The sequence below is a fragment of the Dietzia sp. 179-F 9C3 NHS genome, assembly GCF_045369825.1.
In the GTDB taxonomy this organism is placed as follows: Bacteria; Actinomycetota; Actinomycetes; order Mycobacteriales; family Mycobacteriaceae; genus Dietzia.
This window is the reverse complement of the sequence record NZ_JBIQES010000005.1, coordinates 105,132-119,829: the sequence shown is the minus strand read 5'-3', so window position 1 is coordinate 119,829 and position 14,698 is coordinate 105,132. Positions and strand designations below refer to the sequence as shown.

Here is a 14,698-nt window from a genome sequence, read left to right as displayed (position 1 = left end):
GGCTTGCGGAACATCATCCCGAAGGGGCCCCGCCGTGTTCCCTGATACTCGTGCTTTGTCTCACCGCCCCAGGACAGGGGTCTCAGAAGGCCGGGATGCTCGCGCCGTGGCTCGAACTGCCCGGCGCGGCCGCTCGGCTCGCCGAGTGGTCCGCCGCCGGCGGTCTGGATCTCGCGCACCTGGGCACCACCGCGACACTGCAGGAGATCACCGACACCGCGGTGACCCAGCCACTCGTCGTGGCCTCCGCTCTCCTCGGGGCCGCCGAGCTCCGGCGCCGGGGCGACGTGCCGTCCGACACCGTGGTGGCCGGGCACTCCATCGGCGAGGTCGCGGCACTCGCGATCGCCGGTGTCATCTCCGAGACGGACGCACTGCGCCTGGCCTCGCTGCGCGGCCAGGCCATGTCCCGTGCCTGCGCGGAGCGCCCCACCGGCATGATCGCCGTCCTCGGCGGCCGTGAGGCCGACGTCCTGCTCTCCCTCGAGAACGCGGGCCTGACCCCGGCCAACCGCAACGCCGCCGGCCAGATCGTGGCCGCGGGCCCCCTCGAGGCGTGCGACGCGCTCGAGCAGAACCCGCCCACCCGCGCCCGTCTGCGACGCCTCGAGGTGGCCGGCGCCTTCCACACCGGCTACATGGCCTCCGCCGTCGAGGCGGTGCACGAGCTCGCGGCCTCGCTCGAGGTGCGCGACCCGGAGCTCACGCTGCTGTCCAACGCGGACGGCACCGTTGTCACCTCCGGTCGGGACGCCCTCGACCGGGTGGTCTCGCAGATCACCCACCCCGTGCGGTGGGACCTGTGCACGCAGACCATGCTCAAGCTGGGCGTGGACACCCTGGTCGAGCTGCCGCCGTCCGGCGCGCTCGTGGGCATCGCCAAGCGCGAGATGCGTGACGCCGCCCGCCACGGGCTCACGACGCCGGAGGATCTCGACGCCACCGTGGCGAACGTCCCCGCACTGAGCGGCACCTAGCCGCCCCCGAACCCGCGGCCGCCGGAGGGATCCGGCGGCCGTGTCATGACGACCACGTCCCTCCCGCCGGGAGGGGCGCAACCGACAAGGAAGGAAGCCACATGGCACGCACCGAGGCCGAGATCATCGCGGGACTCGCCGAGATCGTCGAGGAGGTCACCGGGATCGAGCCGTCCGAGGTGACCCCGGAGAAGTCGTTCGTCGACGACCTGGACATCGACTCGCTCTCCATGGTCGAGATCGCCGTCCAGACCGAGGACCGCTACGGGGTCGAGATCCCCGACGAGGACCTGGCCAAGCTGCGCACCGTCGCCGACGCCGTCGAGTACATCCAGAAGATCGACCAGGGCTGACGCCCCGTCCCGTGGGTCGGGGCGGGGACACGACAAGGGCCGTTGGTGCGGTCGGTGCACCAGGACGAGCCCGTGTCCTCTCCCTCCCGTAGGGCAGACGTCACGCCCACCCGCCCCGCCTCGCGCGGGGCGACACGCGGCCGGCGTGAGCAGGGACGGGGGTCCCTCTCGAACGCCGGTCGACCACCAGACAGTCCGGGGGTCCATCAGCCCGCACTGCCCGTCACGGGTCGAGCGGCACGGAAAGGACTGCATTCCATGACCATCACCACCACCGTGGATCACACCACCCAGATCGACCCGCGCGACCCCGTCGTCCGGCTCGAGAACCTCTTCGACCCGGCGTCGCTGGAGTTCCTCACCGAACCCGACGCCTCGGGTGCGCTCGCCGCACGCGGTCTCATCGACGGCGTGCCCACCATCGCCTACGCCACCGACGCCACCGTCATGGGCGGCGCCATGGGCCTCGACGGCTGCCGCCACATCGTCCACGCGATCGACGTGGCGATCGACGAGCAGCTGCCCGTGGTGGGCGTCTGGCACTCGGGCGGGGCGCGACTGGCGGAGGGCGTCGAGGCGCTCCACGCCGTGGGCACCGTCTTCGAGGCCATGGTCCGCGCCTCGGGCCTCGTACCGCAGATCTCCGTGGTACTCGGACCCGCCGCCGGCGGCGCCGCGTACGGCCCCGCCCTCACCGACGTCGTGATCATGGCCCCGGCGGGCAAGATCTTCGTCACCGGGCCCGACGTGGTCCGTTCCGTCACCGGCGAGCAGGTCGACATGGAGGGCCTGGGCGGCCAGGAGGTGCACCACCGCAAGTCGGGCGTGTGCCACATCGCCGCCGAGGACGAGCGCGATGCCCTCAACCGCGCCCGCCGACTCGTCACCCTGCTCTCGGCCCAGGGCGAGATCGACCCGCAGGCCCTAGAGTCGGACCACACGGACCTCGCCGGGCTGCTCCCCGAGTCCGCCAAGCGCGCGTACGACGTGCGGCCGCTCGTCCACGGGATCCTCGACTCCTCCCCGGTCGACGGGAGCACGACCTTCGAGGAGCTCCAGTCCAAGTGGGCGCCGAGCATCGTCGTGGGCTTCGGCCGCCTCGCCGGCCGCACGGTCGGCGTGATCGCCAACAACCCGCTGCGCCTGGGTGGCTGCCTCAACTCGGAGTCGGCAGAGAAGGCCTCGCGCTTCGTCCGCCTCTGCAACGCGTTCGGCGTGCCGCTCCTCGTCGTCGTCGACGTCCCCGGGTACCTCCCGGGCGTCAACCAGGAGTGGGAGGGTGTCGTGCGCCGCGGCGCCAAGCTCCTCCACGCCTTCGCCGAGGCCTCGGTCGCGCGCGTCACCCTGGTGACGCGCAAGATCTACGGCGGCGCGTACATCGCCATGAACTCGCGCGCCCTGGGCGCGTCGGCGGTCTACGCGTGGCCGGACGCCGAGGTGGCGGTGATGGGCGCCAAGGCCGCCGTGGGGATCCTCCACAAGCGCACGCTCGCCGCGGCGCCGGAGGACGAGCGCGAGGAGCTCCACGAGCGGCTCGCCGAAGAGCACGCCGCGATCGCCGGCGGCGTGGGCCGGGCGGTGTCCATCGGCGTGGTCGACGAGGTGATCGAGCCCACCGACACGCGCCGTCGCCTCGCCGAGGCGCTGGACGCGGCCGCGCACGTCCGCGGCCGGCACAAGAACATCCCGCTGTGACCTGACGGCGCGGCTCGCCCGATGCACCGCGCCGCCGGGCACATGCGACGACGCCCGCACCCCGAGAGGGTGCGGGCGTCGCCCGTGTCGGTCGGGAGTCGGTCGCGGGGGTCAGCCCACGCGGGAGAGCCAGGTGACCTCGGCGGCGACGGGGTGGCCGCGCAGCGGCTCGAGGGCGCGGTCCCAGGCGGCGCCGAGCTCCTCCTCCATGGCGGCGTGGAAGGCGGCGGGGCCGGCGGCCATGAGGTGACGCAGGCGGTTCTCCCCCACCACCACGTCGCCGCTGGCGCCGGTCTGGCCGCGCCACATACCGAGTTCGGGGGTGTGGGAGAAGCGCTCGCCGTCGACGAGGTCGCTCGGGTCCTCGGTCACCTCGAAGGCGAGCATCGACCACTTGGCGAGGGACTCGGCCAGGCGGGCGCCGGTGCCGACGGGGCCGATCCAGTCGACGACCGCTTTGCGGGCGCCGGGTTGGGCCGGCTGGTCCTCCCACCGCATGGCGGAGGTCGCGTCGAGCGTGCTCGCGAGAGCCCACTCGACGTGGGGGCACAACGCGGTCGGCGCGGCGTGGATGAAGACCACACCCGTCGTCGTATCCGCGAAGGGGTTCATGTCAGACATCGCTTCACTCCCGACTCACTGAGGGACGTCTTCCCCAACGACCTCGTGAAATCGCGTGAACGATGATGCTTATGTGGTTATCGAGAACCAGTGTGCCTCAAGTGACGCTTGCTCACCAGGGACACTTCTGGATTCTCAGCAAAGTTACAGCAGCGTGATTACGCCGGGGGAAGACCCCCCGGCGTGTCGGCTCTTCACGGCGGAACTCAGCCGCCCAGCGCGTCCTCGTCGCGGGAGCGGCGGGTGGCGACGTCAACGACCCGGTCCGACAGCTCGGGCCAGAGCGGCTTGGCCCAGTCACCGAAGTCGCGGTCGGTGAGCACGACGAGCGCGGTCTCGATCTCCGGCTCCACCCACAGCAGGGTCCCGGACTGGCCGAAGTGGCCGAAGGTCGCCGGGGAGTTGTGCTGCCCCGTCCAGTGCGGGTGCTTGGCGTCGCGCAATTCGAATCCCAGACCCCACGGGCAGGGCTTCTGCATGCCGTACCCTGGCACGATCCCGTCGAGGCCGGGGAACTGTTCGGACACCGCCTCCTCGAGCGTCTCCGGGGCGAGGAGTCGCGGCGCCACGAGTTCCCGCGCGAACTCCGCCAGGTCCGCCAGGTTGCCGGACGCGCCGTGCCCGGCGGAGCCCTCGAGCGTGGTCGAGCCCATGCCGAGCGGCGCGCACACCGCCCCGGCCAGGTAGTCGGGGAAGGCGATCCCGGTGGCCTCGTCGATGTGGTCGGCGAGCACCTCGAACCCCGCGGAGGAATAGATGCGCCGCTTCCCCGGCTCCGTGCGGACCTTCTCACGGTCGGCGAAGTCCAGCCCGGAGGCGTGGGCGAGGAGGTGCCGGACGGTGGAGCCCTCGGGGCCGGCCGGGTCGTCGAGCCCGATGGCCTCCTCCTCCACGGCGAGCAGCGCCGCCACCGCGACGAGCGGCTTGGTGACCGACGCCAGTCGGTAGACACGGTTCTCGTCACCCGTCGAGGCCAGGACCCCCTCGGGGCCCACCACCGCCGCCGACACATGGTCCACCGGCCAGTCATCCACGGCCGACAAGGCGGTCGCGAACCGATCTCGATCGAACTGGTCGGTCATCGTGGGCCTCCCGGTGTCAGGCGCCGGCGGGGCCCGGCGCGTGGGGCCAGTCTTCCAGAACACCCACCGCCGGCTACCGCCTCCGGGCCGTCCCGCGTGATTCCCCCGTCGCCCGCGCGTGCGCTCGGCACAATGACCCCCATGCCCTCCCCGATGTCCGGCCACCGCGACTTCTCCCCCTCGCTCGCCGACCGCCTCTCGCAGACGGTCATGACCACCGCGGGCGCCCTGCCTGGCCCGCTGATCCGACTCGCCGCCGGCCGGGCCCGGCGGGTGGACGGCCAGGAGCTCGACCCGCACTTCCAGGCCGGGATCCGGATGATCGCGCTGACCTCGCCCGGTGAGTACGAGGACATGCCGATCGAGCAGGCGCGCCAGACCGTGGAGCGCTCGGCGTTCACCGCGTCCGGGGGGACGGTCCGCCTCCCGGTGGTCGAGGACGTCATACTGCCCCTGGCCGGGATGCCGTCGGCCTCCGGGGAGACGACCCCGGCCGACCTGCCGGCCCGCCTCTACTCCCCGGTCCCCGGGGACGAGGTCCTGCCGATGCTCCTCTACTTCCACGGTGGGGGCTGGGTGCTGGGCAGTGTCGACTCCCACGACGCGACGTGCCGCTACCTCGCTCACGAGGGCCGGCTGCGGGTGCTCAGCGTGGACTACCGGCTCGCGCCGGAGTTCCTCTTTCCCACCGCCGTGGACGACGCGCTGGCCGCCTACCGATACGTGCGCGCCCACGCCGACGCGTTCGGCGCCGACCCGGAGCGCATCGCAGTGGGCGGCGACAGCGCGGGCGGGAACCTCGCGGCCGTCGTGTGCCAGCAGACCCGGGCCGCCGGCGAGCGTACCCCGGACTTCCAGCTGCTCTTCGTCCCCGCCACGAACATGTCGGCGCGCACCCGGTCCTACGAGCTGTTCGGCGAGGGCTACTTCCTCACCGTCTCGAACATGGACTTCTACGAGACCACCTACCTGCGGTCCGACGACGACCGCACCGACCCGCGCGCCTCCCCGCTGCTGGCGGAGGATCTTTCCGGGCTCCCGCCGGCGCACGTCGCCACCGCCGGGTTCGACCCGCTGCGCGACGAGGGCGAGGCCTACGCCCGGCGGCTGGCCGACGCCGGCGTCACCGTCTCACTGCGTCGGCACCCGACGATGGTCCACCCCTTCGTCAACGCCGTCGGGGCCACGCCCCTCGCACGCGCCGCGCTCTCCGAGGCCGTGGGGGCGCTGCGGATGGGGCTCGCGTAGGGCCTCCTCCTCAGCTATGTGGCGGGGAGGTCCAGCTCCACCAGGTCGCTGCGGTCCGCGTCGTCGAGCTCGATCTCCCAGCGCAGTCTCCCGTCGTGCTCATCGAGGTCGATCTCGTCGAGCACGCCGTCCGGGTGCTTCTCCAGGGCCTGCCGGATCGCGTCGGCGGCGGAGACCGTGGCGGCCCGTGCGTCGCGGGCGTCGTCGTCATCCCCCTCGCGCTCGTCCTCGCGGACCGCGCCATCGGGCCCGACCTCGAGTTCCACCACCTGGCCGTCCTGCACCACGTCGACGTCGTAGGAGTCGCGGTCGTCGCGGTCGATGCCCACGACCACCGCGCCGGAACGCTCCGCCAGGACGGCATCGACAGCGGCGAAGACCGGGTCGTCGCCGTCGACCTCCTGCCGGGCCCCGGCCTGAGCCTCGCCGTCCGGCGCCTCCCGGGGAAGGGACTCGCTAAGGGGCATCGTCTCGGTCACGGTCTCCACGGCGGGTTCGCTCGCGTTTCCGCCGCACCCGCCCAGGATCAGTGCGCTCGCGGCGACCACCGCGGCCGCCACCTTTTCGTTCGCCGTCATCGCTCGGTCCCTTCGTCGCCTGTCCACGACAGTACTGACGCGGCGTGAGTCCGCGATGAAGCCGACATGAGGCGCGCGTGATCCGACCTCGCGCGACGACGGTGGTGGGGCCAGCGGGGCTCGAACCCGCGACCAGCGGATTATGAGTCCGCGGCTCTAACCAACTGAGCTATAGCCCCCTGGGCGTCGGGCGACCCGGCGCGGGGAAAGCCTAGCAAGCGGTCGGCGGGCTACTCGGGCCGCCAGACGGCCCGGACCCGCGCGAGCCCGTCGTCGACGTCCTCGGGCGGGTCGTCCCACTCGCGGACCCTGCGCCCGGGCAGGGCGTAGGGCGGGAAGCCGGGGTCGCCGTGGCGGACGAAGTCGACCCAGGAGTCGTGCATCGCCGCGACGAGGTCCGGCGGCGGGGGCGCGCCGAGGAACTCCTCGACGTTCTCTGCCGCGGGGGCGTTCCAGAAGAACGGCAGGTCGGAGCAGTGGACCGCGCCGCGACCCCCGGCCCAACGGAAGTCGTAGACCCATGTCGCGGCCCCTTCGGCGGCCCGCGTTTCGGCCACGCCCACGACGGTGGAGTGGAAGGAGGCGGCGTTGATCGCGGCGCCGACGCTCGTGCGAACAGATCGGCCGGCGGACTGCCGCGCCAGCGCGCCGAGGCCCTTGACGGGGACCCGCTGTGCCCGCAGTGCGAGGGCCGCGCCCGGGACAAGCGCCGGGCCGGGGATCCTGCCGACCACCTCGTCGAACTCCGTGGCGGTGGCGCCGATCATCAGCGGGATGTCCGCGCCCGCCCCGGCGGCCACGGCCTCCATCGGGGGCACGGGTACGGTCTCGTCGCCGATGGTGGGGCGGAACGGCAGCTTGAGCGGGTTCTCGCGGCGCAAACGGCGGTGGAACTCGTCGATCGCGCCGCGCCCGCCCGCGGCGAGCTCCTCCGCACGGACGCCCTTGGGTGTGGACGCCGCCGGTGAACGCAGCATCGCGGGTGAGGCGGCGATGGCGCCATGGACGAGCCCCTGAGCCACGGGCGAGGTGAGCAGGCACAGGATCGCACCGCCCCCGGCGGACTGCCCGGCGACCGTGACCCGCCCGGGGTCGCCCCCGAACGCACCGATCTCGTCGCGTACCCACTCCAGGGCGGCGATCCAGTCGAGGACCCCGCGGTTGTCCGGGGCGTCGGGAAACGGGGTGAAGCCCTCCACACCGAGGCGGTAGCCCACCGAGACCACGACGATCCCGCGGCGTGCGAAGGACGAGCCGTCGAACCAGGGTTGGTGGGAGGACCCGGACTCCCAGCCGCCGCCGTGGATCCAGACCAGCACGGGGTGACCGGACCCGCCGGCCGCGGGCGTCGCCGGCGTCCAGACGTCCACGTGGAGGACGTCCGTCCCGGCGACGATGGGCTCGGGGATCGCCGGGTTCGGGTCAAAGCGCAGGCGCTGAGCGGTGGCGGCGGGCCGGGTGGCGTCGCGCTCCCCGAGCCACGCTCGGCGCCGCTCCGGTGGCGCGAAGCGGAGGTCGCCGACCGGGTCCTGCGCGTACGGGATGCCCAGATACCGGTGAGCGCCCCCGAGGTCGGTGCCCCGCACCGCGCCGGTGGACAGGGTGACCCGCGGCTGTGGCATGTCCGTCAGCCTAGCGAGGTGGCGCGGCGCGCCCCGGTTCGTGACCCCCGGGGGTATTAGGGCACAATGGCCCGAATGTTCCCGGCGCTCCTGCGCGCCCCGCACCCCACAGGGATCCATGGACGTCGTCATCACCCCCGACCCGGCACGCGCGGCCGTCGCCGCCGCCGACATCGTCGAGGAGCACGTGCGCCCCGGACCGATGACGCTCGGCCTGGCCACCGGCTCGACGCCCGTCGCCACGTACCGCGAACTCATCCGCCGGCACCGCGAGGCGGCGCTGTCCTTTGCCCGCGTCCGCGCCTTCCTCCTGGACGAGTACCTCGGGCTCACACCCGACGACGAGGAGTCCTACCACCGCACGATCCGCCGCGAGTTCACGGAGAGTATCGACATCCCCGACGACGAGGTGTTCGGTCCCGACGGCACGAGTTCCGACCCGGACCGTGCCGCCCGGCTCTATGACGAGGCGATCCGGTCGGCGGGGGGCGTGGACCTACAGCTGCTGGGGATCGGCAGCAACGGCCACATCGGCTTCAACGAGCCCGGCACCCCGCTGGACCGGCGCACGCACAGCGCGACGCTGCACCACCAGACCGTGTCGGACAACGCCCGGTTCTTCGGCGGCTCGACGAGCGCGGTCCCGGTGCACGTGCTCACCCAGGGGCTCGGGACGATCCGCGACGCGCGCGCCCTGCTGCTCATCGCCACCGGCGAGGCCAAGGCCGAGGCCGTGGCGGCGATGATCGAGGGGCCCGCCGACCCGAGCTGCCCGGCCTCTGTGCTGCAGCTCCATTCCCACGCCACGGTGATCCTCGACGAGGCGGCGGCCTCACGGCTGCACGGACGGCTCCGAAGCGAGTAACCGGACTTTCCGGCCTAGTCCTCCGGCCCGTCCGACCACTGTGGTGATGGTCGCCAACGATCCGAGGAGGGTCGACTCACTGCCGACGGCCCCGTCGACGCCGAAGTTCGTCATGTCACTCACCCGATCCCGCGGTCGAGGTTCCGGCGATCCGGACAAGCGAACCGGTCGAACCACCGTCCGCCTCGCCGCCGGACCCGGGAACTGACGAACCGGCCGAGCCGTCGCCGTCGTTCGACAGCGACCCGAGCGATCCCGCGCTCAGGGATCCGAACGACTCCGTCCCGTCCGAGGGCTCTTGCACGGTGACCGTGATCGGCCCGGCGGACGCATCGGTGAACCGCGGATTGCCAGGCGTGAACTTGGCCGTGATCGCGTGGTCGCCGACCGAATCGAAAACATGGCTCAGGGTCGCCGTTCTGTCGGTCACGGCGACCGGCTCACCGATCGCCACGCCGTCGGCGAAGAACTGGACCGTGCCTTCCGCCGCCGGGTCGAGGGTGACCGTGAGGTCGACCGGCGTACCCGGAGCCGCGATCGACGGAGCATCGAGGGTCGCCGTGGGTACCACGTGACAACCCGACACATCGGTGGTGTACGTGACAAAGTCCTGAGCAACGGGATCCCAGCCCTTGTGTGGCGCGTGAGGGCCCAAGACGACCTGGTAGGTGATGGTGTGCGTATCGGATGTGGGGTTGGGCAACCACGCCTGCTCGAGAATGTTGCGCGTCCTCGTGGTGGTCACCGGATCGCGGTCGCTCTCGTACTTCGTGCTCGGCGGCATCGTCGGCGACGATGGCTGCGCCTGGACGCCGGGGCGTCCGACGTATCTGATCTTCGTGACACCCTTCACCGTGTTTTTCACGGTGCTCCCGGTCAGTCCCCCGCTGTAGCCACCGGGTACACCGACCAGGCTCGCTGGATCCTCGTCGTCGATGATGAAGTCAATGTAGTAGAACGCATTTGTCCTGTTGACGATGGTGAATGTGACCTCGCACTGGTCATTGCCCTGGGCAAAGAAGCGGACGGGATCCTGGTCCCAACCCTGGGCCTGGGCAGTAGGCGCGGCGAGACCGAGCGCGAGGCCGACGTAGGCGAGGGCCGTGGTGGGGCCGCGGAAGCGCCGGAGAAGTGCGGACATGAGAAACTCCTGAACCGAGCCGTCGCACACACGCACTTCGTGAGGACATAAAGGAGCGGTGCCGGCTCCATTGGGTATGTACCCCGCCACCATAATCAATGAATTCACATGTGTGGAAGCGTGACATCGACGAGGGGCGCATGCCCCGCACAAAGGGCGGGCCCGGGGATCTCTCCCCGGGCCCGCCCTGGTTCTGCTCCCCCAATTGGACTCGAACCAATAACCCTTCGATTAACAGTCGAATGCTCTGCCAATTGAGCTATGGGGGACTGTGTCCGGTGCCAGCGTCACCGCCAGACACCGAGGTCTTACCTTAGTGCGCGCCTGCGCGGAGACCAAATCGGCTGGTTACGCCATGTCTGGCGTGGCGCCCACCGCCTGCTCGAGCAGGCCTCGCCGGTACTCCTCCAGCGCCACGAGGTCGCCGAAGAGCGCCGAGTAGCCTTCGGGGTCCTGCGCCGGGCTCATGCGCTGCACCTTGGACTTGAGGTCCGCGATCTGCCCGGACACCCACACCTCCTGCAGCCGCGCCAGGACCCCGGACACGTACCGCGGCAGCGCCTCCTCGGAGGCGCGGAGGGTCTCGACGGCGAGGATGCCGACCAATTTCCGGAGGCCGACGTCGGCGAGTCCCTCCGACACCTCCGACACCCAGTTCGCCCCGCTCTTGCCGGCGGCGCACCCGCCGGCACCGGTCAGCGCATCGGCGATCCCGGCGTACGCGGGATGGGTGTAGCACTCGCCCGGCAGAGAGTCGAAGAGCGGCCCGGCCAGACCCGGGTACTGCAGAGCGGCCTTGATCGCCTCGCGCTGCGGCCAGAGCGCCGGGTCGGCCGGATTCGGCAGGGGGACGCCCGTCGGCTCGGGCGGGGCCGGCGGCTCGTCCCGGTATCCGCGCGCCTCGTCGTCGTGGCCCCGGCCGCCCCGCTCCACGCGGTCGCGCATCGGGCGCGGCCCTCCCCCGCCCGGGCCACCCTGCCCCCGGCGCCGCGGGCCGGCGTCACGGGACCTCGCGCGGCCCTTCTTGCGGGCCTCCTCCCGTACCCGCCGCAGGACGGTGGCCGGGTCGTCCCAACCCACCCAGCCGGCGAGCTGCCGCGCGTACTCGTCGCGCAGCGTGGCGTCGCGGATGTCGGCGACCACGGGCACGGTGCGGCGCAGCGCCTCGACGCGGCCCTCGGCGTGGTCGAGGTCGTACTCCTCCAACATGGAGCGGATCGCGAACTCGAACATCGGCACCCGCGCCGAGACCAGGTCCCGCACCGCGGCGTCGCCCTTGTCCTGGCGCAGGTCGCAGGGGTCCTGGCCGGCAGGGGCGACGGCGACGAAGGTGCGGCCGGTGAACTGCTGGTCCCCCGCGAACGCCTTGAGCGCGGCCTTCTTGCCGGCCTCGTCGCCGTCGAAGGTGTAGACGATCTCGCCGCGGAACGAGGAGTCGTCCAGCATGAGCCGGCGCAGGGTCGACAGGTGGTCCTCGCCGAACGCCGTGCCGCACGCGGCCACGGCCGTGGTGACGCCCGCGGCGTGCATGGCCATGACATCCGTATAGCCCTCGACCACCACGGCGCGCCGCTGGGCGGCGATGTCCCGCTTGGCCACGTCCAGCCCGAACAGCACCTGCGACTTCTTGTAGAGCAGCGTCTCCGGCGTGTTCATGTACTTGCCCAGCGTGTCGTCGTCGAAGAGCTTGCGCGCGCCGAAGCCGATCACCTCCCCCGCCAGGCTGCGGATGGGCCAGAGCAGGCGGCGGTGGAACCGGTCGATGAGCGTGCCGCGCGAACTCGTCTTGGACAGGCCCGCCGCCTCGAGCTCCTTGGCCTCGAACCCCTGGCGCATGAGGTGCTTGCTCATGGTGTCCCAGCCCGACGGCGCGTAGCCGCAGCCGAAGTGCTCGGCCTGCGCCATGTCGAATCCACGGTCCCGGAGGAAACGCCGAGCGGTCTCGGCCTCCTCGCTCGTGCGGAACTGCTCGGCGTAGAACTGCTGTGCGGCCGCGTTGGCCTGGGCGAGCCGGGACCGGGTGCCGCGGTCGCGCCGCACCACCTGCCCGCCGCCCTCGTAGTTGATGCGGTAGCCGATCCGGTCGGCCAACTGCTCGACGGCCTCGACGAAGCTGATGTGCTCCATCTTCATGAGGAACGTGAAGACGTCGCCGCCCTCGCCCGTGGAGAAGCAGTGGAAGTAGCCGTGCTGCGGGCGCACGTGGAACGACGGCGTCTTCTCGTCCTTGAACGGCGACAGGCCCTTCATGGAATCCACGCCGCCGGGCTTGAGCGCGACGTACTCGCCGACGATCTCCTCGATACGGGTCCGTTCGCGGATCGCGGCGATGTCCTGCTCCGGAATCCGCCCTGCCATGCCGTCCAGAGTAGCGGCCGGCGACGCGGACCGGTGCCCGCTCCGGGGGCGGCCGATACGCTGGGCCCATGATGCCCCGTTCGTGGTCCGGGACCCCCGCGCGCCTTGTCGCCCTGCTCGTCGCCGCCGCGCTCGCGGCCTTCCTCGTGGTGGCCGGCGCGGCGCCCCGCGCCGACGCCGAGCCGCCGTCGCGCCTCCAGACCCAGGTGACCGACTCCGTGGGCGCGCTCGGCGGTGAGCGGGGCGCGGTCGAGTCCCGGCTCGCCGAGCTGCGCTCACGCGAGAACGTCCAGCTCTGGGTGGTGTTCGTGGACTCCTTCGACGGGCTCGGGCGCGAGCAGTGGGCGCTGCAGACGTGGCGCCGTTCCGACCTGGGCACCACCGACGCGCTGCTCGCCGTGGCCGTCGAGGACCGCACGTACCAGTTCCTGCTCAGCGACCCGGGAGCCTCGGCGTCGTCAGACCAACAGCGCGCAGACCGGATCGGCTCGTCCGACATCGAGCCCCGCCTCGCCGTGGACGACTGGGCCGGCGCGGTGACAGGCGCGGCCGACGGCCTCGAGGGTCGGGGCTCCGGCTCGGGCGCCGGGGGCTCCGGCTGGGTGGTGCTCGCGCTGCTCGCTGGCGTCGTCGCCGTGGTGGCCGCCGTCATCGCGCTGAGCCGGCGGCGCACCGCCCGCCGCACCGCCGAACAGGCCGAGTCCGCACGCGACATCCCCGGCGACGATCCCCGCCTCGCTCGCCTGCCCCTCGAGGTCCTGGATCAGCGCGCCCGCGCCGGCCTCGTGGACGCCGACCAGGCTGTCGAGGCCAGCCGCACGGCCCTGGAGACCGCGAGCAGCGAGTTCGGCGACCTACGCACCCGCCCCTTCCGCGAGGCGCTCGGCGCCGCGACCGCTGAGCTCGCGGCCGCCCACGCCGTGGTCCAGCGCCTCGACGACGACATCCCCGAGACCCCGGCCCAGCGCCACGCCATGCTCCTCGAGGTGGCCGCCCGCAGCGAACGCGCCGAGAGCGGCCTCGCCGGGCAGGCCGAGGCGTTCGCCCGGATGCGCGACCTGCTCATCAACGGCGGCGCCACCGTGGACGCCCTCACCCGCCGCACCGTGACCCTGCGCGCCCGCCTCCCCGAGTCCGCCCGCACCCTGGAGGAGCTGCGCGAGCGCTTCCCCGCCGGCGCGCTGGCCTCGATCGGCGACAATGTGGAACTGGCCACCGAACTCGTCACCGCCGCCGAGTCCGAGGTCGAACGCGCCCGCGGCGCCCTGGCCCGCCCTGTCGGTGAGCAGGGCGAGGCCGTGGACGCGATCACGACCGCCGAGGGCGAGCTCGCCCGCGCCGAGAAGCTCCTCGACGGCGTGGACCACGCCGCCGACGACATCGCCACCGCCCGCCGCGACCTGGGCGCGCTCGTCGCTGAGGTCGACGAGGAACTCGAGATCGCGGCCCGGCTGCTCGGCTCGACCGACGTCAGCGACGCCACGACCCGCCGGCTCCGCGACTCGGCCACCGCCGCGCGGACCGCCGCCGACGATGCGCGCCGCCACGGCGAGTCCGACCCGCTCGGCACGTTCTCGCGCCTGGTCGACGTGGACCGCGACCTCGACGAGGCGCTCGCGGCTGCCGGGAACGAGGCGGAGACCGCCAACCGCGCCCGCGCCGCCCGCCAGGCCGCCCTCACCCGCGCCCGGGGTGCCGTCCGCGAGGCCGACGACTACATCTCGGCCCGCTCCTACGTCATCGGCCAGACCGCCCGGACCCGCCTGGCCTCCGCCAAGGAGGCCCTCGCCACCGCCGAGGCCACCGAGGGACCCGCCGCTTTCCCGTACGCGGACCGCGCGATCGCGCTCGCCCGCGAAGCCCTCCGGCAGGCACAGAACGACGCCTCCCGTCCGCAGTACACGGGCCGCTACCACGGCGGTCCCCGCGGCGGCCCCAGCACCGGCGCGATGGTCGGCGGCATGGTCGCCGGCGCGCTCATCCAGGGGATGATGCGCGGCGCCGGCTCGAGCTTCGGCTCGGGCCGCAGCTGGGGCGGCGGCGGCTTCGGCGGTGGCTTCGGAGGCGGCGGTGGCTTCGGAGGCGGGAGCGCCGGCGGGCGTTTCTGAGCCGACCGGACCCCGCCGGATCGCGACCGGGCCGCACCCCGCGGCGGCTA

The 14,698-nt window shown here is 72.6% G+C and carries 12 protein-coding genes and 2 tRNA genes; 6 read left to right on the top strand and 8 right to left on the bottom strand.

Features of this window, described 5'->3' with window-relative positions; genetic code table 11:
* Positions 1–50 precede the first annotated feature (50 nt).
* The 3 genes from ACH0BZ_RS08045 (at position 51) to ACH0BZ_RS08035 (ending at position 3,025) form a co-directional block, all read left to right on the top strand.
* Positions 51–977 (top strand): ACP S-malonyltransferase, encoded by a 927-nt coding sequence (locus tag ACH0BZ_RS08045; protein WP_406897590.1) that lies wholly within the window; start codon positions 51–53, stop codon positions 975–977.
* Between the two features lie 101 nt (positions 978–1,078).
* Positions 1,079–1,330 carry a meromycolate extension acyl carrier protein AcpM gene (gene acpM / locus ACH0BZ_RS08040; protein ID WP_406897589.1) on the top strand — a complete coding sequence of 84 codons (252 nt, stop codon included), beginning with the start codon at positions 1,079–1,081 and terminating at the stop codon, positions 1,328–1,330.
* 258 nt (positions 1,331–1,588) lie between these two features.
* Entirely contained in the window at positions 1,589–3,025 is a 1,437-nt protein-coding gene (locus ACH0BZ_RS08035; RefSeq protein WP_406897588.1) for an acyl-CoA carboxylase subunit beta, read from the top strand.
* A gap of 111 nt (positions 3,026–3,136) precedes the next feature.
* Here the strand turns inward: ACH0BZ_RS08035 and ACH0BZ_RS08030 are convergent, their stop codons facing one another.
* Together ACH0BZ_RS08030 and ACH0BZ_RS08025 are read right to left on the bottom strand one after the other, a co-directional pair.
* Complete coding sequence (locus ACH0BZ_RS08030; RefSeq protein ID WP_406897586.1) at positions 3,137–3,646, bottom strand: DUF3145 family protein; 510 nt, start codon at positions 3,644–3,646, stop codon at positions 3,137–3,139.
* A gap of 206 nt (positions 3,647–3,852) precedes the next feature.
* A complete protein-coding gene (locus ACH0BZ_RS08025; protein ID WP_406897584.1) occupies positions 3,853–4,728 on the bottom strand; it encodes a serine hydrolase domain-containing protein in 876 nt (291 codons plus the stop codon).
* 141 nt (positions 4,729–4,869) lie between these two features.
* On the opposite strand from ACH0BZ_RS08025, the gene ACH0BZ_RS08020 reads away from it, so the two are divergent.
* Positions 4,870–5,976, top strand: a complete 1,107-nt coding sequence (locus tag ACH0BZ_RS08020) for an alpha/beta hydrolase (protein ID WP_406897583.1) — start codon at positions 4,870–4,872, stop codon at positions 5,974–5,976.
* Positions 5,977–5,990: 14 nt separating this feature from the next.
* Here ACH0BZ_RS08020 and ACH0BZ_RS08015 read toward each other — a convergent pair whose 3' ends face one another.
* The 3 genes from ACH0BZ_RS08015 to ACH0BZ_RS08005 form a co-directional block, all read right to left on the bottom strand.
* Positions 5,991–6,554 carry a PepSY domain-containing protein gene (locus tag ACH0BZ_RS08015; RefSeq protein WP_406897582.1) on the bottom strand — a complete coding sequence of 188 codons (564 nt, stop codon included), beginning with the start codon at positions 6,552–6,554 and terminating at the stop codon, positions 5,991–5,993.
* A gap of 102 nt (positions 6,555–6,656) precedes the next feature.
* Positions 6,657–6,733 (bottom strand) — tRNA-Ile (locus tag ACH0BZ_RS08010).
* A gap of 51 nt (positions 6,734–6,784) precedes the next feature.
* Complete coding sequence (locus ACH0BZ_RS08005; RefSeq protein WP_406897581.1) at positions 6,785–8,176, bottom strand: carboxylesterase/lipase family protein; 1,392 nt, start codon at positions 8,174–8,176, stop codon at positions 6,785–6,787.
* A 118-nt stretch (positions 8,177–8,294) separates the two neighbouring features.
* Between ACH0BZ_RS08005 and nagB the strand changes: the two genes are divergently transcribed.
* On the top strand, positions 8,295–9,041 hold the full coding sequence (gene nagB, locus ACH0BZ_RS08000; RefSeq protein WP_406897580.1) for a glucosamine-6-phosphate deaminase: 747 nt from the start codon (positions 8,295–8,297) through the stop codon (positions 9,039–9,041).
* A 115-nt stretch (positions 9,042–9,156) separates the two neighbouring features.
* Here nagB and ACH0BZ_RS07995 read toward each other — a convergent pair whose 3' ends face one another.
* From ACH0BZ_RS07995 to dnaG, 3 genes are all read right to left on the bottom strand, one after another.
* Positions 9,157–10,212 carry an Ig-like domain-containing protein gene (locus ACH0BZ_RS07995; RefSeq protein ID WP_406897579.1) on the bottom strand — a complete coding sequence of 352 codons (1,056 nt, stop codon included), beginning with the start codon at positions 10,210–10,212 and terminating at the stop codon, positions 9,157–9,159.
* A 166-nt stretch (positions 10,213–10,378) separates the two neighbouring features.
* Positions 10,379–10,451, bottom strand: a tRNA-Asn gene (locus tag ACH0BZ_RS07990).
* Between the two features lie 79 nt (positions 10,452–10,530).
* A complete protein-coding gene (gene dnaG, locus ACH0BZ_RS07985; protein ID WP_406897578.1) occupies positions 10,531–12,540 on the bottom strand; it encodes a DNA primase in 2,010 nt (669 codons plus the stop codon).
* Positions 12,541–12,608: 68 nt separating this feature from the next.
* On the opposite strand from dnaG, the gene ACH0BZ_RS07980 reads away from it, so the two are divergent.
* The gene (locus tag ACH0BZ_RS07980; RefSeq protein ID WP_406897576.1) at positions 12,609–14,648 is read left to right on the top strand and encodes a TPM domain-containing protein; all 2,040 of its coding nucleotides are present in this window, start codon (positions 12,609–12,611) and stop codon (positions 14,646–14,648) included.
* Positions 14,649–14,698 lie beyond the last annotated feature (50 nt).

What these genes read in the sequence shown, in the direction of transcription:
- acpM (WP_406897589.1), top strand. Translation starts at nt 1,079, where the DNA reads ATGGCACGCACCGAGGCCGAGATCATCGCGGGACTCGCCGAGATCGTC.
- ACH0BZ_RS08035 (WP_406897588.1), top strand. Translation starts at nt 1,589, where the DNA reads ATGACCATCACCACCACCGTGGATCACACCACCCAGATCGACCCGCGC.
- ACH0BZ_RS08030 (WP_406897586.1), bottom strand. Translation starts at nt 3,646, where the DNA reads ATGTCTGACATGAACCCCTTCGCGGATACGACGACGGGTGTGGTCTTC.
- ACH0BZ_RS08025 (WP_406897584.1), bottom strand. Translation starts at nt 4,728, where the DNA reads ATGACCGACCAGTTCGATCGAGATCGGTTCGCGACCGCCTTGTCGGCC.
- ACH0BZ_RS08020 (WP_406897583.1), top strand. Translation starts at nt 4,870, where the DNA reads ATGCCCTCCCCGATGTCCGGCCACCGCGACTTCTCCCCCTCGCTCGCC.
- ACH0BZ_RS08015 (WP_406897582.1), bottom strand. Translation starts at nt 6,554, where the DNA reads ATGACGGCGAACGAAAAGGTGGCGGCCGCGGTGGTCGCCGCGAGCGCA.
- ACH0BZ_RS08005 (WP_406897581.1), bottom strand. Translation starts at nt 8,176, where the DNA reads ATGCCACAGCCGCGGGTCACCCTGTCCACCGGCGCGGTGCGGGGCACC.
- nagB (WP_406897580.1), top strand. Translation starts at nt 8,295, where the DNA reads ATGGACGTCGTCATCACCCCCGACCCGGCACGCGCGGCCGTCGCCGCC.
- dnaG (WP_406897578.1), bottom strand. Translation starts at nt 12,540, where the DNA reads ATGGCAGGGCGGATTCCGGAGCAGGACATCGCCGCGATCCGCGAACGG.
- ACH0BZ_RS07980 (WP_406897576.1), top strand. Translation starts at nt 12,609, where the DNA reads ATGATGCCCCGTTCGTGGTCCGGGACCCCCGCGCGCCTTGTCGCCCTG.